The following is a 21120-nucleotide window of genomic DNA, read 5'->3' on the forward strand; positions in this document are numbered from 1 at the left end:
ATCGTGCCCTTCCGACCGTCATAAGAACCCGCTCCGAGCGGTTCCGCCACGTCAGCTTCGTCCGTCATGCCCGCTATCTCGGCAGGCAAGCCCGGGCATCTCAAGGCCACTGATGGCTGACGCTTACAGGGAAGGCGTCCGCTTTCGAGAAGCTCGAAATCTGCGTAACCTACGGCGCGCAATCGCTCCCTCAACTGGCGATTCTCTTCGCTGATGACCGCCAGACGCTCTCGCAGGCGCTGGATTTCCCGGTCCCGTTCCATGTCGCCCGGCTCGCGGTATCCAGCTGCCCGGCGCTCGAGCGCTTCGTCCCTGGCGGACCTGCCTGACCCTCTACGCGCAAGCAAGGCGATCAGGTGATCGTCAACCATCCCCGCGAGAGATGCCGGGGGAGCACCTCCCTCCAGCACTGCCAGTATGGCACGGACCTTGGGATTTTGCTGGAAAGTGGAGCGTGAGAAGGCGAGTTGCTCTGAGACCCGGGTGCGGCTGAGTTTCCCGCTCTCCAATTCTAATGTGCCCGTCTCAAGGCCGGTGCGGAGGTAGTCGGCGAACCTTCGGGCGTTCACATCACCAAGTTGTGCCCTGCTGAGCCCCCTCGGTACGTCGCCCATCCCACAGCTTCCAATGCTGAATGAGGCGCAGCTTATCGGACGAGCTACCCACGGACACAGAACCCATTCGTGCGAAATGAGGCCCCGATATTTCTACCATTTGGCGGTGGGATGCCGCAGCACCCGTTGGTGCCCGGGTGCCGGAAGGCGAGCCCAAGCTGGGCGTGCGGAAGCACGGCATCCTTTGCCGGAGCTGGCATCAAGTCTTGTCGCCCAGCTCCGCCGCGAGCGGAGTCCGATTGCGGGGCTGGGCTACGCGCTCTGCTTCCTCTTCGTCTGCCCATATCGATCACCGGAATGGAGTAGACGTAGGTGAGTCAGGTGGTTGCATGTCCCTCGTGGCCGTTCGTAAAGCCGAAGCCGATGTTGCACGCCTTCAGCGCGTCCTGCGCATCCTCGACCTTGTTCCTGGCGCGGATAGAAACTACCTCGGCCCCGAGGTTGAAGCCTCACAGTTCCCATTACGTGCTGCGTCACGGTTCTTGTGGAGGCGTGTCACAGGTCGCGGCGCGCCATGCGTCACAGTGCCCGACCTGTTCACGTCACAGGTCGTCGGCCAAGCCAACGCCACGGTTCGCAGCTTCCACCTCCCGGTGCGATGGGCAGGTTGGCGCATCGCCCGGCTCGGATCACGCCCCGGGAACGGGGCTCTCGCGTGGCTGTCCCGGCCAGGTACGGCATCTCGCAGGCGCCGGAAACCTAGCCTTCGTCGGGCCTTTTCCCTGCCTCCGTTCCCGGCGAGCTTCGTAGCAAGTACAGCGCGATCCGTAGGGGAATAGATCTGCAACCCCTTCGAACCACAGGCCAACTCGGGTCCGAATTATGGAAGATTACAAGGGCTTCTGGCGACCGGCTTCGGACCGGCTACGCGCGGGAGGCGAACCAAAACGTCCGTGCCGCCGCGACCGCAGCTGACCGACCAGCCCCAGCCGTCAGACCGCCCGGCCACCCCGGAAGCGCATGAACACGCGGCGCCCATCGCCGCCGTCGAAGGCGACGACGTCGTAGGTGTCGTCCGGCTCGCCCGGCACCTCCATTCCCGGCGAGCCGGTCGGCATGGCTGGGACAGCGAGGCCGCGCACGCCAGCCGGGCGCTCGGCCAGCAGGCGCCGCACCGCCTGGGCTGGCACGTGGCCCTCCAGCGCGTAGCCGTCCACCGTGGCCGCGTGGCAGGAGAGCAGGTCCGGCGGGATGCCGAGCATCCGGCGGACGGGGGCAGGGGAGGCGACGAGGTTGTCCTCGACGTGGAACCCGGCCGCCCTCATGTGGTCCACCCAACCGGTGCAGCAGCCGCAGCTCGGGTCGCGCCAGACCTGCAGCAGGGGCTGCGCGGATTGCTCTGGCTGGGCGGAGGCGCCGCCCGCGGAGCCGGTCGCGGCCAGCGCCGCCAGGAGAAGCCGTCGTCTCATCCGTGTTTCCTTGTTCGTGCGGCCGGGTCGGCGCGGGGCAGGGGATGTCCCCACGGTCAGGAAGATGGGAATGCACCGCGCGAGTTCGAGCCGGTCGCGCGGTGTGTCGGAGGTGGACGCGACCGCGCGGGCAACGCCTCCGCAGGCTCCGACCACCTTGCAGGCGAACCACCGGGCCGTTCATCATCTCCGGCTAGAGCGGGGGCCGGACCCGGCGCCCCAGGGACCAAGACATGCAGATCTCGACAGCCGCCCCGATCTCCGGCGGAGCGGGGGCCAGCGCGCCCGATCCCATAACCTCGCTGCTACTCCGCTGGCGGGACGACCCCGGCGGCACCTACCGCACGTGGTTCCTCTGGGATGAGCGGGTCAAGAACTTCCGCTCCATCCGCCGCGGCATCCAGCAGGTCGTCGCCGAAATCAGGGCTGGCACCTTCGGCGTCACCTACCGCAACTCCTCGTTGGAGACCGTCGTCCACTCCGTCGCCGAGCAGCGCCAGATCTTCAAGGGCGCCGACCACGCCTTCCTGTGGAAGCCCAAGCTCCGCATCCCGGACATCTACGAGAGTCCGGAGAATCAGCGCGCCTTCGGCCGCCTGCTCGACACCTGCGTGTGGTGCATGACGGAGCACCAGGTCCTCGCGGCCATCCGCGAGATCGACGCCAAGGCCATCAAGGGCCTCGGCCCGGCCGTCGCCAACCTCCTGTACTTCCTGCACCCGACCATCGCGCCGCCGTTCAACACCGCCATCGTCAACGGCTACAACGCGTTGACCGGCGCCCGCGTGAAGCTCGGCCGCTGGGACGAGTACATCGCCATGCGCCAGGGCATCCTCGCCTTGAACGCCAAGCACCGCGGCCTGCTCTCGAACGACCTCGGCGCCGTCGGCGGCCTTCTGTTCGACGTCGGCAGCGGTCGCTACCCGGCGCCGCCACGCGAGGACGACACGGGCGCACGGGCCGCGTGGGAGGCGGACCTCGCCCGCGTCCGGGACGAGGGTGCCAAGGCAGCCAAGGCGCTGGCCGCGGCCCGCGAGGAGGACGAGACCCACACCGCCGTCCAGGGATGGCTGCGCGACCTCGGACTGTCGCTCGGCTACGACGTCTGGGTGGCCGCCAACGACCGCAACCGCCCGCTCGGCGGCGGCAAGCTTGGCGATGGCTGCCTCGCCACGCTGCCGGGCTTCGACACTGGCGCGGGCGCCGACGCCGTCCGGCTCATCGACGTGCTGTGGCTCGATAGGGACTCGAAGCGCATTGTCGCCGCTTACGAGGTGGAGCACACCACTTCCATCTACTCCGGCATCGTGCGGATGCTCGACCTCGCACTCGGACCCGAGGCGCATGCGCTCGAGGGGATGTTCCTCGTCGCGCCGGATGGCCGCGAGGGCGAGGTGCGCGAGCAGCTGGCGCGGCCCGCCTTCAGCCGGGTGGCCGACCTCAAGGTGCGCTACCTACCCTACGGCGAGCTCAAGGCGAACCGGGAGACTATCGCCAGGTTCGGCCACGGCATGAAGCCGATCCGGGCCATCTCGCGGGAGCTCGCCTAGGCCCCCCACGCGAGCCGGATCCAGCGGTTGGCGCGGCCGCCGGGCCGCGCCCCGATGGCTCGCTAGTACGGGCCGGAGCGGCCGCGTTGGGCGCCCATGGTGTGGTCCATGTGCTGGCAGTAGGTCGCCATCCGCTGCATGTCGGGCGACATCTGCGCGCCCTGCCTCATCTGCTGCCGCATCTCCGCGCAGTGGGCCATCATCGCCTGGTGGTCACCCGGGGCCGGAGCCGTCGCCGCGGTGCTGGCGGGAGCAGGCGCCGCGGCCACCGGGGGCGCGGCCTGCTGCTGCGGCGCGCAGGCGGAGAGGCCCGCCGCCAGGACCACCGCCAGGCCCATCCCGGCATTCTTCAATACCCTCATGCGGTTCTCCTCTCTCCGAAGCGGTTGCCCCGAGGCAACCCATGCCACCGCCGCGCGGTGTCGAAATCGGGCACGTTCCATCCTGCCGGACGCGCGCCGATGCGGCCTTGAGCGAGATCAATCGCGTGCTCCGCCCTGTCCGGCACATGCGGCCGCGCGGGCGAGACGTGCCTCGTCCACCGAGGGCGGCTTCGGACAGGCGCAGCGCATAAAGCTCTCAGATGGGCAGGTGACACAGGCGGCGAGCAGCAGCGCGGCCAGCGCCCGCCGCGCCCGGTGGTGCCTCACGTGCAGCGCGTTCGGCAGGATGCCGAGCTCCGCGGCCACGACCTCCCGTGGCTCGCCGCGCAGGTCGAGGCGTCGGATCAGCGCCGCCTGATCCGGCCGCAGCGCGCCCAGCAGCGGCTCGATGCAATCGCAGGCCCACTGGGCAGGCTCCGGCTCCGGGGCAACCAGCGTCTCCGCGAACTCCCGCGGGTCCTCGAGGCACTCACGTCGGCGCGCGAGCTCGCGCCCGTGGTCGGCGAGGGTGGAGGACAGCACGCGGCCCAGCCAGCCGTGAACCCGCGCCGGGTCGCGCAGCTCCCCGGCGCGCTCCAGCGCACGCAGCGCGAAACGCTGCAGGACGTCGTCGGCGCCGTGTCGGTCGCCGTTCAGGTGCCGGAGGACAACGCCGCGCAGCCTGGCTTGCGCCTCGCCGATGGCGCCTCGCACTGCGGCTTCGGCGCACAGGAAAGGACCGTCATGGTCGCGCATGGGTGCTCCCCGCCAAGCGTTCGGCGGCGAGGCGGCACGACATCCCACCGGCCACCCGCCGACCCGGCGGCAGCCAGGCCCGTGCCGGACAGGGCGAGCCAGGACCGCCGCAACCGACTTAGGAGACGGCCGTAGGCGAGGCCACCGTTTCGCGCGCCCGCGAGACGCCGAGCAATGTTTTGTCGCAGACCTGCGGCCAACGAGGCAGATGAGGCGTGGGCCGAGTTCCCGCGGTCTGGCACCCAAAGCTCCTGGCATCGGCCTCTCCGGTTGGGCTGCGTCGGACTCATGGAGGCGACCGTGCCATGCAAGGACGCTCGTGACGGTGAAGCCTTACAGATCCCGGCCGACAGCCAGTCCCGCGCTCCCGCTGTAAGGCTGGTTCACCTTCAGCGTCTCACACGAGACGCGGGTCGCACGGCGTGCCAGCGCCCGGCGCCGCCAGCAGGGGGAGGACCACCAGCATGTCGAGACTTCAGCCAACGCTCGCCGCCGCCGCGCTCGCAGCCATCTTGCCGCTCCTCCCGCCAGGGGCAGTGGCGGCGGACCGCGATGCGCCCGTCCTGCTCGCCATGATGGACATGATGCCGATGGGCGGCACGCCTCAGCAGGCATCGCCGATGCCGGGCATGCCAGGCCCGCAGGCGGGGACGCCAGCGCCGGGCGGCATGATGGACGACGATACGATGGGGATGGGCGGTGCCCCGGGAAGCGGCCACGCGCAGTCCCAGACGCCGATGGGCGGCGCGCCCGGGCAGGCACAATCCCAGATGCCGATGGGCCAAGCGCGGCAGCCGATGCCCGGGTGCGACATGATGGCGATGATGCGGGACATGATGATGCGTCGGGGTGCCATGTCGCAGGGGATGCAGCAGGGCGGCGCCGCGCCCGGCACGGGTTCGATGGGCGGCGACCAGCCGATGGGTAGCTCCGCGGCACGCCTCGAGGGGCGTATCGCCTTCCTCCGCACGGAGCTGCGCATCACGGACGCTCAGGCGCCCGCCTGGGACACCTTCGCCAACACGCTCCGCGCCGGGCGCGAGCACCTCGACGCCGCCCGCGCCGCGCTGCAGGACAGCGGCCGGGCGGCCGACCCCATGGCCCGCCTCGCGTCCTTCGAGAGCCACCTGCGGGAGCGCACCGAGGCCATCCACATGACGCGGATGGCGTTCGACACGCTCTACCGCCAGCTCGACGACGCCCAGAAGCGCACGGCGACCGCCACCATGCTGCCCTTCATCGGAGCGTTCTGAAGGCGTGCGGCGGAGCCTGAAGCGCACTGGTCGGTTCGCGGCGCTTGTTGGTGTGGCCCTGATCGGGACCGCGGTCGCGCAGACCGACCCTGGGGACCACAGCGCGCACCACCCCGGGCAGGCATCCGGAGCCGCTGCACCAGCGGCGCCTCCGGCGAGCGTCCCCGCGATGCGGTCGATGCCCGGTGCCATGCCCGCTCCGCAGGCGGGGGCAGGGTGCGGCGGCATGATGGGCTGCATGGGCGGCCCGGGGCGCCCGTTCTACGCATCGCTGCTGGACATGCCAGCGCTCACGGCCGAGGCGCGCCGCGCCATTGAGGCCGAGGCCGAGCGGCGCATCGGCTGGGGCACCCAGGCGATCACCTCTGGCCAGGCGCGGCTCCATCACGCGCTCGCCGCGAACGACCCAGTGGCCGTGCAGCAGGCCGCGGCAGGCGTCCGCGAGGGGCTGCTGCTGCTCGAGAGCGGGACGGCGGCGCTGCGCGCCGTCGACGCTGGAATGCCGCCGCGGCAACTCGCGCTGACCTGGTTCAGGGACCAGCTCGGCCTCCCGCCCGCCGAGGCGGCGCCGATGGCGATAGACGGCGGTCCCTGGGGCCTCTCCTGGTACCACCTGACCTCGATGGCGTTCCTGGTCACGTTCCTGGTCGGAACTCTGCTGATCCAGCACGCGCGCATGCGGCGTATCAACGCGCTCGTCGGGCGGCTCTCGGCCGCCCCCGCAGGTGGGCCCGCCCCTGGCCCGGCGCCCGCGCCCGGCAAGCCATCTGAGCCGCCCACCGACGGTCCCTCCGGTTCCCCGGCGAGGGTGGTGGGCACGGCCCCGGTCACACCAGCGCCCGCCAGCGCCGCGCCGTCGCCCGCCGCGGCCACGGCGGCCGCGCGGCGGCCGTGGTCGGGCGCGCTGCGGGTCGCGGCCACCTTCCGCGAGACGCCCACGGTGAAGACCTTCCGGCTGGTGGAGCCCGGCGGCGGGGACGTCCCCTTCACCTTCATGCCGGGCCAGTTCCTCACCGTCTCTGCCGAGCTCGACGGCCGGACGGCCAGGCGCTCCTACACCATCGCCTCCTCGCCGACCCGACGGAGCTACGTCGAGGTCACCGTCAAGCGCGAGGAGCAGGGGCTCATCTCGCGGCACCTGCACGACCGCGTCGCGGTCGGAGACTCCGTGGAGGTGTCGGCGCCCCTGGGCGTCTTCACATTCATGGGTGAGGAGACCAGCATCGTGCTCATCGCGGGCGGCGTCGGCATCACGCCCATGATGAGCGTCGCCCGCTACCTCACCGACCGCTCCTATCCTTGCGAGATCTTCTTCCTCTACGGGGCGCGCAGCCCCGAGGAGTTCGTCTTCCGCGAGGAACTCGAGTACCTGCAGAAGCGGCACGCGAACCTACACGTGGCGGCGACGATGTCCCGCGCCGAGGGAACCGCCTGGATGGGCGCCACCGGGCCCATCTCGAAGGAGTTCATTGCGCGCTCCGTCCCCGAGATCGCCAAGCGCCGGGTCCACCTCTGCGGCCCGCCGCCGATGATGGAGGCGGTCAGGGCAGCGCTCGCCGAGCTCGGGGTGCCGAAGGGGCAGGTCAAGACCGAGGCGTTCGGCCCAGCCAGGGGCGTGGCCCCCGGAACCCCGGCGCCCTTGCCGACATCCGCTCCAGCGCCGTCCCCCGGACCGGCTCCCGCAGGCGATGCCATCCCGCGGGTCGCCACGGCGGAGGTGCGGTTCACGAAGTCGGGCAGGACCGGGGCGCTGGCGCCGGACCAAACCGTCCTGGAGGCGGCCGAGGCCATTGGGGTCGAGATCGACTACTCCTGCCGTGTCGGCATCTGCGGCGCCTGCAAGGTGCCCCTCGTCCAGGGCGCGGTGACGATGGAGGTCGAGGAAGGGCTGCCGCCGGAGGAGAAGGCGCGCGGCGTCATCCTGGCCTGCCAGGCGAAGTCCGTCGGCAACCTCGTGGTCGAGGCGTGACTCGTGAATCCTCGTGAGCGGCTCGCGGTCAGCCTGCTGGTGGCGATGGTGGCCCTTTTCGCGCCGGGTTTCCTGCTCCACGCGGCGCCGCGCTTCCCGGGGAGCCTGGCCGGAGGAATCCTTGGGATTAGCGGCGCCGTGGGCATGCTCCTGCTGCTCGCCTACACGCTGGCGAAACGCGTCCCCTGGCTGCGGCGCCGCGCCGCACTGGGGGCGATGCTCTCCTTCCACGTCTACGCGGGCGCGGTCGGCGCCGCGCTCGGGATGCTCCACACCGGGCACCAATACCGGAGCCCGCTCGGCATCGCGCTGGTCTCGGTCATGCTGGTCGTCGTGCTGAGCGGCTTCGTCGGCAGATACTACCTGGCGCAACTCGGGACCGATGTCCGCGACCAGCGACAGGAACTCGGGGCGCTCCGGGCCCGCTACGACCGGCTCGCCGCCGAGGGCGCCGCTGGTTCCCTCGCGCTCTTGGGGCCTCCGGACCTGTCCGTGCGCGCGCTGGTGTCGGGCATCGCCGACCTGGAGCACGCGATCGGGCGACGCGAGGCCCTGAGGCGTGCCCTTTCGCGCTGGACGGTGCTGCACGTCGCGGCGGCGATCGCGCTCTGCCCACTGCTCGCCCTGCATATCTGGAGCGGGATCTACTACGGCCTGAGGTGGCTGCGGTGAGGCCAGCGACCTTGCTCTACGCCGCGCTGGCGGTGGTCGGCATCGCGGCGGTCGTGGCGGTGCCGGTGGCGGTGCATCGCGCCGGGTCTGAGGGCGTGCCGCTCTGGGTGGCCGCAGCCAGCCCGGGGCGCCTCTCCGCCGCCCACGAGTTCCTTGGGGGCCAGTGTGAATCCTGCCACGTGCCGACCCGCGGGGTCGAGGCGGCGCTCTGCCTTACCTGCCACGTCACGGCGGCGCCCGACCTGGTGACGAAGCCCTCGACGGCATTCCACGCCACGGTCGGCGAGTGCGGCGGCTGCCACGTCGAGCACCAAGGGCGCGGGCGCCGCCCTGTCAACATGGACCACGCGGCGCTGGTCGCGGCTGGCCACGTCGGGGCCGCGTTGCGGGGTGGGGGCGCAGGCGGAGAAGGATTCACACACAGCATGGCGCGGCTGCGGGCGCTGCTCGGTGTCAGCGGCGCGGATCTGATCGGCTCGACGCTTGCGCCGCACCCGCTTCCCGCGAGGGAGGCGAACCAGCTCGACTGCGGGGGATGTCACGCCAACCGCGACCCGCACCGTACGCTGTTCGGGCGTGACTGCGGGGGCTGCCACAGCACCGCGGCCTGGGCGGTGAGCGGCTTTCGGCACCCGTCGCCACGCTCGCGCGACTGCGTCCAGTGCCACCAGGCGCCGCCCAGCCACTACATGATGCACTTCGAGATGATGGACCGAACCATCACCGGGCAGGAGCACGCCAACGTGGGCCAGTGCTTCCTGTGTCACCAGACCGACGCGTGGAACAACATCCGCGGCGTCGGCTGGTACAAGCACCACTGAGTGCCGCGCCCGCCGGGGTCGGCGAGCGCGACGCCCGTTCGGCTACCGCCGTTGCGCGGGAGCTGGCGCGGGGGCGGACGTGCGGCCGTGCTGCACGTCGGGACCGCTGCCGGGGTTGCCGGTGATCGTGCCGCCCGACGGGCCGCCCATGTTGCCACCGCCCATGCGGCTGTGGTCCATCTCGGCGTTGCCGCTGCCGCCCTGTGGCGTGAGCGTGGGTGCCGGTCCACCCGGCCGCTGACCCTGACCCTGGCCGCCCATCCGGCTGTGGTCCATCTCGGGACCGGCGCTGCCGCCCTGCGGCGACAGGGTGGGCTGCGCCAGCGCGGTGCCAGCGGCAAGCGTGGCGGCCAGTGCGCCGATGGCGGCGAGCCGTGCGATCTTCAGAGCCATGGTGACATTCACTCCTTCAGTCAGCCGCATCCGCGTAGCGCCGGGTTCGGCGCCACGAACGCGGCTCTCGAGATGACGCGGAAGGGCAGGGCGCCTTACAGGCCGTTCCGCAGCCGGGGTGGCTATGCCTGACGCACGCCAGGGGGCGTCACCGGCGGGGGGGTGCGCTCGCCGACGCCTCCCACGCCGTCGCGCCCGGTCGCGTGCGGGTGCGGCAGTCGCACGGTCGCCACCAACCCGCCCCCCGGGCGGTTGGCCAGGGCAACGCTGCCGCCGTGGGCGGTCACCACCTGACGGGCGATGGCGAGGCCGAGCCCGGTGCCGCCGGTGCCCCGGTTGCGGGAAGCGTCGAGGCGCTGGAACGGCTCGAACACGGTCTCCAGCGCCGCCTCCGGGATGCCGGGGCCGTCGTCCTCGACCCGCACCGTGACGCATCCCGGTCTCTCCTCGAGGGTAACGCGCGCCCCGCCCCCGTGCTTGACCGCGTTGTCGACGAGGTTCGCCAGGGCGCGCTTGATGGCGACCGGCCGCAGCCGCATCGGGAGCCGGTCCGGCCCGGCGTAGGTGGCTGCGGCGCCCCGGTCGGAGGCGTCGTCGACGAGCGTGGCCAGGATGGCCGCGAGGTCGGCCTGGCGCGGCTCCTCGCTCTCCGTCTCGCCCCGCAGGTAGGCGAGGGTCGACTCGATCATGCGCTCCATCTCGTCGAGGTCGCCATCGATCGCCCGCTGCGCCTCCAGGTCGTCGAGGAATCCGGCGCGCAGGCGCAGGCGCTGGATGGGGCTGCGCAGGTCGTGGCTGACGGCCGCCAGAGCCTGCGTGCGGTCGGCGACGAGCCGGTGAATCCTTGCCTGCATCGCGTTGAAGGTCCGCGCCGCCTCCTGGACCTCGCGTGGCCCGTCCTCCGGCATGGGCACAGGCGCCGCGCCCTTGCCGAAGTCCTCCGCCGCCCTGGCCAGGCGCCGCAGCGGCTTGGTGATCCAGTGCACCACGAGCAGCGAGGCGAGCACGATGCCGAGCGCCATCGCGCTGTGCGAGGCCAGCGAGGCGTGGGCGGGCACCGAGGCCACCTCCAGCCCCGTGGCGGAGAACGCCACCCAGGTCCCGTCGGCGAGCCGCACGCTGCCCTTGATGAGCCGCGGCTCTCCCTGGGCGTTCGGGTCGTACCCGATGCGCATTCCCGCCAGCTCCGGCGCCCGCTCCTCCAGTCGCTCCCGCAGCGGGGCCAGGGGCGCCTCGTCCAGGGTTTCCGCAGGCTCCGAGCGCTCCCAGGTGACCTCGAAGCCGCGGGCGGAGAACGCCTTCGCGGCGCGCTCGCGCGCCTCCTCGGGCAGCGCGGCGACGACGCGCGCGGCCGCGGAGATGTGCTCGGCCGCCTGTATCTCGCGGCCCTCCTCCATCGCCCCGTGCACGCCCTCCTGGAGGAGCCACACGCTCCCGAAGTGGAACACCAAGAGCCCGGCCAGCAGGATCAGGGTGGTCCTGCCCGCCAGGCTCGAGGGCCAGAGCCAGCCGAGCCCGCGCCTCAACCCACGCGCTCCACGGCGGGCAGGAACATGTAGCCCGCGCCGCGCACCGTCTTGATCATCGCCGTCCCGCCCTCCTCGCCCTCGAGCTTGCGACGCAGCCTGCTGACCAGCACGTCAACGCTCCGGTCGTTCGGGTCCGCGAGGCGGCCGCGCGACAGCTCGAGGATCTGGTTCCGCGCCAGCACCCGGTGCGGGTGCTCGAGGAACGCCAGCAGCAGGTCATACTCGGCGCCGGAGAGGTCAACGACCGTGCCCCCGGGCGACAGCACCTCGCGCCGCGCCAGGTCCACGGTCCAGCCATCGAAGCGAAGCTGGTGGACGGTGGCCCGGGCGGCGGGATCCGCGGGCGCCGCAGCCGCCGGACGGGCGCGGCGCAGCACCGCGCGGACCCGCGCCAGCAGCTCCCGCCGCCCGAACGGCTTCGGCAGGTAGTCGTCCGCGCCGAGGTCGAGGCCGAGCACGCGGTCGGCCTCGGATCCCTTGGCGGTCACCATGACAACCGGGAGAGCGCCCCGTTCGGCCCGCAGCTCGCGGAGGAGCTCGATGCCGGAATCGCCAGGCAGCATGACGTCGAGCAGCACCAGGTCCACCTCGGTGTTCCGGAGCGTTTCCCACATCTCCCGACCGTCGCGGACGCCGGTGGAGCGAAACCCGTTCTCGCGCAACAGGCGGGCGATGAGGTGACGCATCGAGGCGTCGTCCTCGACGACCAGGACGTGCGCCTCCGGGTCGAGGCCGCGACGGCCCGGCGGCTCGCCGGGCGGGCCGCCGCCGCGGACCGCGCTCATCCGGGGCCTCGCGCGGGTGCCGGGCCGATCATCAGGTGGCGAGCCTCTCGCCCTCGAACCCGGCCTCGCGCAGTGCCCGAGACAGGACGGCCGCGTCCGCCGCCGCCTCTACCGTGACCTCGCGGCGTCCCAGGTCAACCCGGACCTCGGCCGCCGGGTCCACGCCGCGCAGGGCGGACGTGACCGACCGGGCGCAGCCGCCGCATCTCATGTTCGCAACCCTGAAGACCACCATGTCACCCTCCTGAAACTCGGGGAGGCACCCCAAATGGGGTCTCCCAGGATGGGAGGGTCAAGCCCGGTCAAGGCAAGGCTGACGCGGGAAATGGCCTTGACCTTCCCACGATGGGAAACCCCATCTTGGCCATCAGACCCCGCACAGGGGGGGCGGTCGGGAACGGAGGCAAGCATGAACATCGGGCAGGCGTCGGCGGCCTCGGGCGTGTCGGCCAAGATGCTCCGCTACTACGAGGAGATCGGTCTCCTGCCGAAGGCGGCTCGGACCGAGGCGGGCTACCGGGTCTACTCGGCCAAGGACGTGAACACGCTCTGCTTCATCCGGCGCGCGCGCGACCTCGGGCTGTCCATCGAGCGCATCAAGCTGCTGGTCGGCCTGTGGCAGGACCGGGAGCGGTCGAGCGCCGACGTGAAGCGCGTCGCCCAGGAGCACGTGGCCGAGCTCGACGCCAAGATCCTCGAGCTCACGGCCATGCGGGACACCCTGCAGGAGCTGGCCGACGCCTGCCACGGCGACCACCGGCCCGACTGCCCCATCCTGCACGACCTCGAGGGCGGCCGCCCCTCGCCGTCGCGCCGGAGCATCGTGACAAATGATGTCGGCCGCGGGGAAGTCACCGCCGCCGGGCTCCCGGCCCAGTGCCACGCGAACTAAGTTAAAGACGCCGAGCGCGCTCAACCATGAACGGCAGGAACCAGGGATGACTTGGGGCATGGGTGCATTCAGGAGGGTCGTCGCGGGCTTGCTCGCGCTGGTCCTGCTTGCCCTGCCGGGTCCCGCCATGCGGCACGCCTCGGCGGCCACACCCGTCCAGCAGGCGGCCGCCGAGCACTGCGGCGCTCACATCGACGCCGCTGCGCTGATGCAGGCCGCGCCCATGCACACGGCCTCGGGGCACACGGCCTCGGGACACGCGTCCGTCTCCGCTGAGGAGCTGGGCCAGCCTTGCGGCCGGTCGGGTGGAGAGCAGGGCTTGCCCTGCTGCGTGGCCGCCCAGTGCGCGTCCGCCGTCGACGCCCTGCCGCACGCCCAGGCCGGTCCGCTCCCGTCGCCCGGCGCCGTCGTCCGCGACCTCGCCCCGGCGCACGCCCGCTTCGGCATCGAGATCCCCCCGTCGCTCCCGCCGCCCCGACAGGTGGCCTGACCGGCGCCTGCGCGCCCGGTCGCGCCCGCGGACGACCCGGCGTCGTCCCGGCGCTCCACCACACCGAAACCAAGGAATCACGGCCCCTCCGGGGGCGCCGCGATCGACGTTGCCAGACGCACGCGGTCGCGGGGACAGCGACAGGACCAAGCACATGTCTTCGACGAACCAGACCGGCGCCAGCATGCGCCTCACGCTCCGCCTGACCCTCGCCGCCGCCGTCGCCGCGACTGCGCTCGCGGTCGGTTCACCCGCGCGGGCCATGGTGGGTGAGCAGTACGAGCCGGGCACCTCGCCGGTGACCACGACCTCCTACTCCGTCATGTCCCCGGAGGCTCTCGCGGCCGCGGTCAAGGCCGACCGTGACTACGTGACCGGCATGCGGGCGCACCACGCGGGCGCGCTCTCGATGTCCGAGGAGTACCTGGCCGACCCGAACGCCAGCAGCCCGGCCCTCAAGGAGCTGGCGCAGGCCATCGTCCACAACCAGAAGTTTGAGATCGGGCTTCTCGACGAGGTGGCGCGGAACCTCGCCAGGCCCGCGCGGGTGGTGAACCTCGGCTTCGCCCGGCTCGCCTTCCAGCCTGGCGCGACGGAAGGGTTGGGCCAGCGGGATCGCTTCATGAAGTACCCGATCCCCGGCCCGCTGGCGGCCGTGTTCTCGGAAGGCGCGCCGGTCACCGAGCGCGACGTCCAGTTCGCCAAGGCCATGACGATCCACCACCAGGGCGCGCTCGACATGGCGCGCGCCTACCAGGCGGACCAGAACGGCCGGAACACCTTCCTCGGCCTGCTGAACGTCGACATCGTCACCGACCAGACCCAGGAGATCGCGCTGATGCGTCGGGTCATCGCCGCCTACGCGGGCGACGCCGACGCCGTGCAGGTGCCCGCCTCCATGGTCCACGGTATGGAGGGCATGTCGCACGCTGGGCACGGCGCCACCGGGGCCACCCAGGTGTCGACCGCCGACGCCCATGCGGGCCACGGCGCCCCGGCCGCTCCGGCTCCCGCCCAGCGGCCTTCCGCGTCCGCGGGGCACGCCGGTCACGGCGCCGCGCCCTCGCCGCAGGCCCAGGGCGGCCACACGCACCACGGCCACTGAGTGATCGGCCCGGCGGCGGCGCCCTCTGCCGCCGGGCCATTCATGCTAAGGGCATCGAGGAATAAATGATTGCGATGAGCGGCGCCCCCAGATGGGTCGCTACTCTAATGCCCGCTTTGCGCCCATGCCGGTCATGGGCTGGGCGCGGCCGATTTCCAGAAAGCGGACAAAGCATTCGCAGCTCGGATCGAGCGAGAAGGGCGCGAAGCGGACTCTGCAAGTCTCCAAACGGCCGAGTTCTTCGGGTTAAGACGGATCAGAGCGCCAGTGTAGACAGCGACTAGGGGCCGCTTGGGCTTCCATCCAAGGCCGGGGACACGATTGAGGCGATCGGGCAGCCATCGATGGTTCCGCAGCAGGGCGCGGCGCGGGCGAACGCCTTGTGGAACTCCGCCTCAAGCTGCTCCTGGCCGGAAAGCGCAAGGACGAGCAGGCGGGCTGCTTGTGCGTGACTGCCGCATGCTTTGAGGACAGCTGGCGTCACCGCCGTTGTGCACGGGCAAGACCGACGGAGGTTCGCGACGGATTCGCTGCCGTCCTTCAGAGCGAAGAGGCGCTGCCTGGCCCTGTCTAGGCGGATGGAGCGCCCTACCCGGCGGGTGGTCAGCCGACCGGCGCGTAGATCGGCTAGCAACCATGGCCCAAAGAGGCTTGCCAGCCACTCGGCATAGAACTGGAGCAGGGCGGCGTCGTGCCCGTGCGCCCTCTCCCTGCCCTTGGGCCAAGCCCGCCGTACCTCAGCATACCGCTGATACCCGAGGAAGACGAGGAGCGTCGTCCACCACTCCCGGGCGCCTGCAACATCGGTCACGGCGGACGGATCCTCCGTGTCCCAGCCGAGGCAAAAAGTTCCCCCCGGGTTGATGTGCCGCGTCGGGCAGGCAGCGGGTAATCGACGCGCCGCCGGGTCCTCCCGGACCGATACGCGTCCCCCCTCCTCACCGATGATCAGACGGAAGTCGTCGCGGCCGCCCCCGTGGACGTGCGGCGAGACGACAGCCACCGCCGCGCCGGGGCGCCGCTCGGCCACGACGGCGCCGAAGTCATCCGCGACGGCGATGATGGCGTCGAGCCCGACGAGGTGGCTGACGCCCGGGGTTGCAGAAACCTGGACGTCAGACACGGAGGAAGGGTCGGCGCTCCTGACCAAAGGTCGCAGCCACGGCCGGAGCCGCCCACACCTTTTCGGCTGCCTCCGCCTCCCTCGCGGTCGCATCCCCATCCGTGGTCAAGACAACCATCGCGGCGGCGTAGTCGAGATGCTGCGCGATCCGTTCCTTCCCGAACAGATTGCGAACGGCGGGGGTGGCCTTGTCGTACGCGTTCTCGCCGATGGCAGTCTGCCGACCCGAGCACCGCGACTGCTCGGCCTCCGAGGCGAGCACGCCTCGGCTGACCGAGCACCGCGTTCTGCTGCCCTTGAGGCCGAGGCGGGTGGCCGTCATCGGCCCGAACTCCAGCCCGACCGCGAGGCCGAGTCCCGCGGTGTCCACGCCCTCCTCTCCGAGTAGCTCTAGGCAGAGCCTAAAGCTGCTCCGCAGCCCCCCCGCGCAGAGCACCGCGTCGGAGATCGTGGCCTCGGCGTCCGTCGTCTGCGCCGTACCCTCGGCCATCAGCCCGTGGACGCAGTCGCCAATGAACCGGATGCGCCTGCCCTCGAATTCGGTGGAGAGCACCGCCTCCAGCTCAGAGCGGATGATGTGCATTGCCCGGACCACGTCCTCAGGCTCGTCGTCGATGTGCCTCCCAACGTAGGCGGTGAAGCCGTCGAGGTCGGCGTAGAGAGACAGGGCGTCCTGACGCCGGGAGTTGCCCGGGGTCAGCGCCGTGAAGTCGAGGTTCCGCATCGGCGGGGTGTGTGACGAGAAGGAGAATGCGCCGATCGGGTTTTTCTCCAGGTCCTCCCGCCACTGCCTGACGATCGTGTCCTTCGACACGCCGAGTTCGGCTTTCTCCTGCGAGGCCGCCACCTCCTCCGACGTGAGCGGGGTCGCGTCGAGCTCCGAGGCCTTCAGCTGCTTCAAGCCAATGGCCGCCCGCGCCTCGTTCGTCAAGAAGATCCCCGCATCCTTCCCGCCCGCAGCCCGCTTGGCCGCGTGGTTGGCTGCGGGGCCGAGGAAGAGGGGCTCGCGGTTGCCGCTGCGCCCGTTGTTCACCGCGAGGGTCTTGCTCGTGTCAATGCCCACCCGCACCACCGCGTCGGGGATATGCTCGTCGTCATCGCCGGTTTCGGCCAGGGCGTCGGTCACAAGCTGGGCGACGGCGACCGCGCGGTGCACCCGCATTGCCTCGTCGTCGTAGGGCTTCGTGACCAGCGCATGAAGACGCTGGTTTGCGAAGTCCACCCGGCGGAGGTCACACTCGTTCAGAATGCGGTCCACTGCGCGGTAGTGCAGATTGAGGAAACGCAGTGTGCGCCTGTGGCAGGTCTCACCTTCCAGCTGCGTGCAGTTCAGCATCTCCTCGAGATTGAGGATGTCCGCGTAGAGGTGGACGCCGTCGACGCGGTAGGCCTTGTTACGGGGAATATTCTCAAGAGAGAGATCCCGCGTCCAGTCGACGATCTCGACGGTCTTCACCTCGTCAAGGCGCGCCCTGATCCGCTTCCGCGCCCTGGCCTCGTTCCAAGTGTGGACCATGGGGCTTCCTACTCGGGCTTGCGGTGGATGAAAGTGACAAGATCGGTCTTCACCTTGACCGTCGCCCTGTCAGGCAGTGCGGAGAGGTGCCGATCGTCCAGGAGCTTGGCAAGTTCCGCGCTAGCCCGAAGGTGCCCATAGGCATCCGCCTCGCCCTCAGGCGGCTTCGCGCTCTCGATCCGAGCGGCCAAGTTTACAGGCTGCCCGATGAGCGTCACTGCCCACCGGCGGTCGGAGCCGAAATTGCCATAGTGAGCCTGCCCGATGTGGAGCCCGATGCGCACCCTTAGCGGCTGGCCCGTCAACGGGTGGGACACTGCCGCGACCCGGCCTGCGGCAGCGACCGCGGCATCCAGCGCCGCATTGGCTACGCGCCGACGTTCACCGGGGGCGTCGGACTCCGGCAGCCAGTACGCCATCAGGCCGTCGCCCATCATCTTGTCCACGAAGCCGCCGTGCTCCTCGACGACGTCGGCCTGGGCGGACATCGCGGCCCGGATCGAGTCGGCGACCTCCTCGGGCGAGGCCTTTTCCGCCATTGCGCTGAAGCCGACGAGGTCAGAGAACAGGATGACGGCCTCGCGCCGTTCATAACCCCCTTGCCCATCCGCACGGATCCGGCCAAGGGCGTCCTCGTTAACGAAGCGGCGAAGCAGCGCCTCGCGCTCCTCGCCCATGAGGAGGGCGCTTGTGCGGGCGGGCACGGTGGCGGCCAGCTTCCCGGCAACGTGGACGGCGAGCCCCTGCCAGATCCCGAGGCGGTCCTCACACTGCAGAGCCTCAATCGCCCTCATGCTGAAGCAGTAAGCCTCAGTCTGATGGTCGAGAGCCCTCACGGTAGCGCTCCGACGCGAGCCGAGCCGCATTGCCGCCAACTCACCAATGAGGTCGCCGGGCCCACGCCGCTCGACGAAAACGCCCCGGTCTGGGGTCTGGCCTGTGACCGCCACCTGCCCTCGAGTGAGCAGCCAGAACGTCGTGGCAGCTTCCCCCTCTTTGCACAGCGCCTCACCATGCATCAGTTCTCTGCGGCGAAGATGAAGAGCATCCAGCACGACCTGCCAGCGATCCGCGGCGACCCTCGCCAGAAGTCCCGACTGATTCAATGCATGATCCAGCCGCTCTGCGGCCCCACTGGCATCCAGTCGCGCCAGATCGCCCATTCGCCCAACCTCTTGTCCAAGCCGCCGCGCGAGGCGCGAGAATCGCTGACCATTCGCCCGCAATGATTGCCTCAGATCCCAGCGCCCTGTCAACAGTTGAAGCTGTTTCCATTAGAAACATGTGGTCAGAACTATGCTCAGTGCCTTATGTTTCCCTCGTTGACGCGGGCGGGCTTAGGTGATTCCCTACGCGTGGGATTGGGATTGAGAAATGCCAAAGCGGCGAGAAGGGAGGGCTGGGAGCCTCTACGAAGCGGTCGGTGCGGAGTTGCGAGCACACCGTGCGGCATGCGGTCTGAGGCAAGAGGAGCTCGCGTTGCGCGTTGGCATCTCCCGGGCATCCGTTGCGAACATTGAGGGCGGTCGGCAAACTATTTCCCTCCACCACCTCACCGACCTGGCCGAGGCACTAGAGACGACCGCTTCATCGTTGCTACGGGCAGTGGAGGCGCACCAGAACAAGCAAGCCAGCATACCAGCTGACCTGCCCCCAGCCGTGCAAACCTTTCTGAAAACCAAGATTAGGCTCGTGCCATGAAGGCTTCGAGGCCGCGCTTTTCCTTTATCATTCGCCTCACAGAGCGGCTGCTGGCAGACCACGCGGTGACGGCACCGCCCGTCCCGGTCGAGTCGATTGCGAAGGCAATGGGCTGCAGAGTCGTATTCGGTTCCCTGCAGGATGTCTCGGGCATCCTCGTGCGTTCAGCCGAAGGGGCGACGATTGGGGTGAACGAGCGGCAGCCGCCGGTCCGCAGGCGGTTCACGATCGCCCACGAGCTCGGCCATCTCCTCCTTCACCAAGGCAACCAGATCACCTACGACCACGAGTTCAGGGTGAACCTTCGGTCCGTCGAGTCGTCGGAGGGGCAGGACGTGGAGGAGATCGAGGCCAACTTCTTCGCAGCCTCCATACTCATGCCGGACGCCTTCCTCGAGGCCGATCCGAGGACGGCATTCATCCACCTCGATGATGATGCCGCTGTCAGTGCACTTGCGAGGACATTCAAAGTCAGCCAGCAGGCGATGACCCTGCGGCTCGCCCGCCTCCTCGGCCGGAAAGCTTGAGCTCGACGCGGTTGTCGAAGAAGCGCACCTAGCGGCCCTGGCCTGAGCTGCAGCACCGCAGTTCAGGCCAGGGCCGGAAGCCCTCGTCGGTGGAGGCTAATGTCTACTTTCGGCCACGACCTGCCCTTAGGCAGCCAACGGTAAAGTCCGGCAGTCTGCAAAATCCTGCAAAGGATCGCGGTCGGGCATTCTTCAGGGCGGTTAGCATCACGCTGCCCATCCCTCATCCACATTTCGAATGTTTGCTGGCGCCGTCCGCGCGGTTCCGCGCCGACCCGGGAACGTGCGATGGGATCCGCCCACGTCCGGACCGCGTCGTCCGATGCCGTAACCGCAAAGCACCCGAGGTTCGACATGACCGCTTTGTTTCTCCAGCGCCGCTCCCTCCTGGGCGCCGCCATCGTCCTTGGCCTTGCTACGGCGGGTCCGGCCCTTGCGCACTCGGATCTCCACCACGCCGAGCCCGCCGACGGCGCCGTGCTTCGGAACTCCCCATCCACCGTCTCCCTGATGTTCGCGACGCGTGTGCGGGTGATGACCTTGAAGCTGCTGGACGAGACCGGACGCGAAAGGAAGCTGGCCCGCGAGGGCGATCGCGCCGCCACCGTCGAACAGGTGCGGGCGACCGTGCAGGAGACGCTGCCGCCCGGTGCCTACCGCGTCGAGTGGCGTGGCGCCTCGGCGGACGGCCATGTCGGCGGCGGCGCACTGGCCTTCCGGGTCGAGCGCGCCGCCCGGTGATCCTGGCCCTGCTCCAGGGCGACGAGCTGGGCTGGGGCGCCGCCGCCGTCGTGCTGCGCGCCGCCTACTACGCGGGCAGCCTCGGTGGCGCGGGGCTCGCCTTCTTCGCGCTCCTGTTCGGCGCCCGGCTGGACGAGGGCGACGCCCGGCGGCTGCGGCACTGGGCGACCGGCGCCAGCCTGCTCGCCATCGTCGCCGCCCTCGGCGCCCTGACCGCCCATGTCGGCGTCCTGATGGGTGGCGATACCCTCACGGACCCCGACGGCTGGAGCGTCGTGCTCATGTCCCCGGCAGGTGCCTCTTATGGGCTGGGTGGAGGCGGCGCGCTGCTCGTGGCGACGCTGGCCCTTGGCCTGTCCTGGGCGCCGACTGCGGCGGCGGGTGGCCTCATCGTCTGCGCCAGCTACGCGCTGCTCGGGCACACGACATCGCTCGCTCCCCGGCCGCTGCTGGCGGGTCTGTTGCTGGTCCACCTCGTGGTGGCAGCCTATTGGATCGGCAGCCTGCCGCCACTCGCCTGGGTCTCGCGGCGCGACGGCCCGCATGCCGCCCGCCTCGTCGAGGACTGGGCCCGCGTCGCGGCGGCCGCCGTGCCGGTTCTCGTGGCGGCGGGCTCGGTGCTTGCCTGGTGGATTGTCGGCGACCTCGGGCAGCTCCTCGGCTCCTGGTACGGCTGGGCGCTCATGGCCAAGGCGGCCTTGGTCGCGGTCCTGCTGGGCTTCGCGGCCTGGCACCGCTTCCGCCTGACACCGGCGCTGGCGGCGCGCACCCCCGGCGCCGGAGCCAGGCTGGCCCGTTCGGTGACTGTGGAGGCTGTTGTCGCCCTGCTGGTGCTCTGGGCGGCCGCCGAGATGGTTTCGACCTCACCCCCGGGCCTCACACACCGGATGCACTGAGGTACATGCCCTCGAG

Annotated in this window: 23 protein-coding genes; 12 read left to right on the forward strand and 11 right to left on the reverse strand. The window is 70.5% G+C overall.

The genetic code is table 11. The features are described from left to right. On the reverse strand, positions 1 to 614 hold a 614-nt coding region (locus HJG45_RS28495), incomplete at its 3' end, for a hypothetical protein (protein WP_217363034.1). Between the two features lie 932 nt (positions 615 to 1546). Further along, entirely contained in the window at positions 1547 to 2023 is a 477-nt protein-coding gene (locus HJG45_RS24805) for a DUF411 domain-containing protein (RefSeq protein ID WP_171616123.1), read from the reverse strand. 233 nt (positions 2024 to 2256) lie between these two features. Here HJG45_RS24805 and HJG45_RS24810 point away from each other — a divergent pair, with 233 nt between their 5' ends. After that, complete coding sequence (locus tag HJG45_RS24810; RefSeq protein WP_254452774.1) at positions 2257 to 3573, forward strand: type II restriction endonuclease; 1317 nt, start codon at positions 2257 to 2259, stop codon at positions 3571 to 3573. Between the two features lie 62 nt (positions 3574 to 3635). Here HJG45_RS24810 and HJG45_RS24815 read toward each other — a convergent pair whose 3' ends face one another. Both HJG45_RS24815 and HJG45_RS24820 read right to left on the reverse strand, forming a co-directional pair. Continuing rightward, positions 3636 to 3935 carry a hypothetical protein gene (locus tag HJG45_RS24815; RefSeq protein WP_171616126.1) on the reverse strand — a complete coding sequence of 100 codons (300 nt, stop codon included), beginning with the start codon at positions 3933 to 3935 and terminating at the stop codon, positions 3636 to 3638. Positions 3936 to 4052: 117 nt separating this feature from the next. Next, the gene (locus tag HJG45_RS24820; RefSeq protein ID WP_171616128.1) at positions 4053 to 4691 is read right to left on the reverse strand and encodes an RNA polymerase sigma factor; all 639 of its coding nucleotides are present in this window, start codon (positions 4689 to 4691) and stop codon (positions 4053 to 4055) included. A gap of 422 nt (positions 4692 to 5113) precedes the next feature. On the opposite strand from HJG45_RS24820, the gene HJG45_RS29540 reads away from it, so the two are divergent. The 4 genes from HJG45_RS29540 (at position 5114) to HJG45_RS24840 (ending at position 9406) form a co-directional block, all read left to right on the forward strand. After that, a complete protein-coding gene (locus tag HJG45_RS29540) occupies positions 5114 to 5944 on the forward strand; it encodes a Spy/CpxP family protein refolding chaperone (protein ID WP_171616130.1) in 831 nt (276 codons plus the stop codon). 280 nt (positions 5945 to 6224) lie between these two features. Continuing rightward, positions 6225 to 7913, forward strand: a complete 1689-nt coding sequence (locus HJG45_RS24830; RefSeq protein ID WP_217363035.1) for a 2Fe-2S iron-sulfur cluster-binding protein — start codon at positions 6225 to 6227, stop codon at positions 7911 to 7913. Between the two features lie 3 nt (positions 7914 to 7916). Further along, complete coding sequence (locus HJG45_RS24835; protein ID WP_171616134.1) at positions 7917 to 8585, forward strand: iron reductase; 669 nt, start codon at positions 7917 to 7919, stop codon at positions 8583 to 8585. Between the two features lie 11 nt (positions 8586 to 8596). Then, positions 8597 to 9406: a cytochrome c3 family protein gene (locus HJG45_RS24840; RefSeq protein ID WP_174890564.1), complete on the forward strand. Its 810-nt coding sequence runs from the start codon at positions 8597 to 8599 to the stop codon at positions 9404 to 9406. Positions 9407 to 9448: 42 nt separating this feature from the next. On the opposite strand, the gene HJG45_RS24845 is transcribed toward HJG45_RS24840, so the two are convergent. From HJG45_RS24845 to HJG45_RS24860, 4 genes are all read right to left on the reverse strand, one after another. Then, positions 9449 to 9799, reverse strand: a complete 351-nt coding sequence (locus HJG45_RS24845; RefSeq protein WP_171616138.1) for a hypothetical protein — start codon at positions 9797 to 9799, stop codon at positions 9449 to 9451. 122 nt (positions 9800 to 9921) lie between these two features. Further along, a complete protein-coding gene (locus tag HJG45_RS24850) occupies positions 9922 to 11325 on the reverse strand; it encodes an ATP-binding protein (RefSeq protein WP_171616140.1) in 1404 nt (467 codons plus the stop codon). Continuing rightward, positions 11322 to 12113 (reverse strand): response regulator transcription factor, encoded by a 792-nt coding sequence (locus HJG45_RS24855; protein ID WP_171616142.1) that lies wholly within the window; start codon positions 12111 to 12113, stop codon positions 11322 to 11324. Before HJG45_RS24855 ends, HJG45_RS24850 begins: the two co-directional genes overlap by 4 nt. A gap of 31 nt (positions 12114 to 12144) precedes the next feature. Continuing rightward, complete coding sequence (locus HJG45_RS24860; protein WP_171616145.1) at positions 12145 to 12348, reverse strand: heavy-metal-associated domain-containing protein; 204 nt, start codon at positions 12346 to 12348, stop codon at positions 12145 to 12147. Between the two features lie 174 nt (positions 12349 to 12522). Between HJG45_RS24860 and cueR the strand changes: the two genes are divergently transcribed. From cueR to HJG45_RS24875, 3 genes are all read left to right on the forward strand, one after another. Further along, positions 12523 to 13005, forward strand: a complete 483-nt coding sequence (gene cueR, locus HJG45_RS24865) for a Cu(I)-responsive transcriptional regulator (RefSeq protein WP_171616147.1) — start codon at positions 12523 to 12525, stop codon at positions 13003 to 13005. An 88-nt stretch (positions 13006 to 13093) separates the two neighbouring features. Beyond that, positions 13094 to 13495, forward strand: a complete 402-nt coding sequence (locus HJG45_RS24870) for a hypothetical protein (RefSeq protein WP_171616149.1) — start codon at positions 13094 to 13096, stop codon at positions 13493 to 13495. A gap of 154 nt (positions 13496 to 13649) precedes the next feature. Beyond that, on the forward strand, positions 13650 to 14600 hold the full coding sequence (locus tag HJG45_RS24875; protein WP_171616151.1) for a DUF305 domain-containing protein: 951 nt from the start codon (positions 13650 to 13652) through the stop codon (positions 14598 to 14600). A gap of 280 nt (positions 14601 to 14880) precedes the next feature. Here the strand turns inward: HJG45_RS24875 and HJG45_RS24880 are convergent, their stop codons facing one another. The 3 genes from HJG45_RS24880 to HJG45_RS24890 are packed head-to-tail and all read right to left on the reverse strand — an operon-like array spanning position 14881 to position 18402. Continuing rightward, the gene (locus tag HJG45_RS24880; protein WP_171616153.1) at positions 14881 to 15723 is read right to left on the reverse strand and encodes an E2 domain-containing protein; all 843 of its coding nucleotides are present in this window, start codon (positions 15721 to 15723) and stop codon (positions 14881 to 14883) included. Continuing rightward, a complete protein-coding gene (locus HJG45_RS24885; protein ID WP_171616155.1) occupies positions 15716 to 17239 on the reverse strand; it encodes an adenylate/guanylate cyclase domain-containing protein in 1524 nt (507 codons plus the stop codon). Before HJG45_RS24885 ends, HJG45_RS24880 begins: the two co-directional genes overlap by 8 nt. Before the next feature lie 8 nt (positions 17240 to 17247). Next, positions 17248 to 18402: an adenylate/guanylate cyclase domain-containing protein gene (locus HJG45_RS24890; RefSeq protein WP_171616157.1), complete on the reverse strand. Its 1155-nt coding sequence runs from the start codon at positions 18400 to 18402 to the stop codon at positions 17248 to 17250. A 211-nt stretch (positions 18403 to 18613) separates the two neighbouring features. Between HJG45_RS24890 and HJG45_RS29545 the strand changes: the two genes are divergently transcribed. The 4 genes from HJG45_RS29545 (at position 18614) to HJG45_RS24910 (ending at position 21104) form a co-directional block, all read left to right on the forward strand. Next, positions 18614 to 18940: a helix-turn-helix transcriptional regulator gene (locus HJG45_RS29545; RefSeq protein ID WP_171616159.1), complete on the forward strand. Its 327-nt coding sequence runs from the start codon at positions 18614 to 18616 to the stop codon at positions 18938 to 18940. Then, positions 18937 to 19467, forward strand: coding sequence for an ImmA/IrrE family metallo-endopeptidase (locus tag HJG45_RS24900; protein WP_171616160.1), 531 nt, complete (start codon positions 18937 to 18939; stop codon positions 19465 to 19467). The genes HJG45_RS29545 and HJG45_RS24900 overlap by 4 nt, the downstream gene beginning before the upstream one ends. A gap of 354 nt (positions 19468 to 19821) precedes the next feature. Then, positions 19822 to 20208 carry a copper resistance protein CopC gene (locus HJG45_RS24905; RefSeq protein WP_171616162.1) on the forward strand — a complete coding sequence of 129 codons (387 nt, stop codon included), beginning with the start codon at positions 19822 to 19824 and terminating at the stop codon, positions 20206 to 20208. Further along, positions 20205 to 21104 carry a CopD family protein gene (locus HJG45_RS24910; RefSeq protein ID WP_171616164.1) on the forward strand — a complete coding sequence of 300 codons (900 nt, stop codon included), beginning with the start codon at positions 20205 to 20207 and terminating at the stop codon, positions 21102 to 21104. Before HJG45_RS24905 ends, HJG45_RS24910 begins: the two co-directional genes overlap by 4 nt. The last annotated feature ends 16 nt before the right edge of the window (positions 21105 to 21120 follow it).

This window comes from Roseicella sp. DB1501 (assembly GCF_013112485.1).
Classification (GTDB): Bacteria; Pseudomonadota; Alphaproteobacteria; order Acetobacterales; family Acetobacteraceae; genus Paracraurococcus.

Excerpts from the sequence above, each read along its gene's own strand:
- HJG45_RS24815 (WP_171616126.1), bottom strand. The coding sequence starts at position 3,935 with ATGAGGGTATTGAAGAATGCCGGGATGGGCCTGGCGGTGGTCCTGGCG.
- HJG45_RS24820 (WP_171616128.1), bottom strand. The coding sequence starts at position 4,691 with ATGCGCGACCATGACGGTCCTTTCCTGTGCGCCGAAGCCGCAGTGCGA.
- HJG45_RS24905 (WP_171616162.1), top strand. The coding sequence starts at position 19,822 with ATGACCGCTTTGTTTCTCCAGCGCCGCTCCCTCCTGGGCGCCGCCATC.
- HJG45_RS24845 (WP_171616138.1), bottom strand. The coding sequence starts at position 9,799 with ATGGCTCTGAAGATCGCACGGCTCGCCGCCATCGGCGCACTGGCCGCC.
- cueR (WP_171616147.1), top strand. The coding sequence starts at position 12,523 with ATGAACATCGGGCAGGCGTCGGCGGCCTCGGGCGTGTCGGCCAAGATG.
- HJG45_RS24810 (WP_254452774.1), top strand. The coding sequence starts at position 2,257 with ATGCAGATCTCGACAGCCGCCCCGATCTCCGGCGGAGCGGGGGCCAGC.
- HJG45_RS24855 (WP_171616142.1), bottom strand. The coding sequence starts at position 12,113 with ATGAGCGCGGTCCGCGGCGGCGGCCCGCCCGGCGAGCCGCCGGGCCGT.
- HJG45_RS24885 (WP_171616155.1), bottom strand. The coding sequence starts at position 17,239 with ATGGTCCACACTTGGAACGAGGCCAGGGCGCGGAAGCGGATCAGGGCG.
- HJG45_RS24890 (WP_171616157.1), bottom strand. The coding sequence starts at position 18,402 with ATGGGCGATCTGGCGCGACTGGATGCCAGTGGGGCCGCAGAGCGGCTG.
- HJG45_RS29545 (WP_171616159.1), top strand. The coding sequence starts at position 18,614 with ATGCCAAAGCGGCGAGAAGGGAGGGCTGGGAGCCTCTACGAAGCGGTC.
- HJG45_RS24875 (WP_171616151.1), top strand. The coding sequence starts at position 13,650 with ATGTCTTCGACGAACCAGACCGGCGCCAGCATGCGCCTCACGCTCCGC.
- HJG45_RS24860 (WP_171616145.1), bottom strand. The coding sequence starts at position 12,348 with ATGGTGGTCTTCAGGGTTGCGAACATGAGATGCGGCGGCTGCGCCCGG.
- HJG45_RS24805 (WP_171616123.1), bottom strand. The coding sequence starts at position 2,023 with ATGAGACGACGGCTTCTCCTGGCGGCGCTGGCCGCGACCGGCTCCGCG.
- HJG45_RS24830 (WP_217363035.1), top strand. The coding sequence starts at position 6,225 with ATGCCAGCGCTCACGGCCGAGGCGCGCCGCGCCATTGAGGCCGAGGCC.
- HJG45_RS24900 (WP_171616160.1), top strand. The coding sequence starts at position 18,937 with ATGAAGGCTTCGAGGCCGCGCTTTTCCTTTATCATTCGCCTCACAGAG.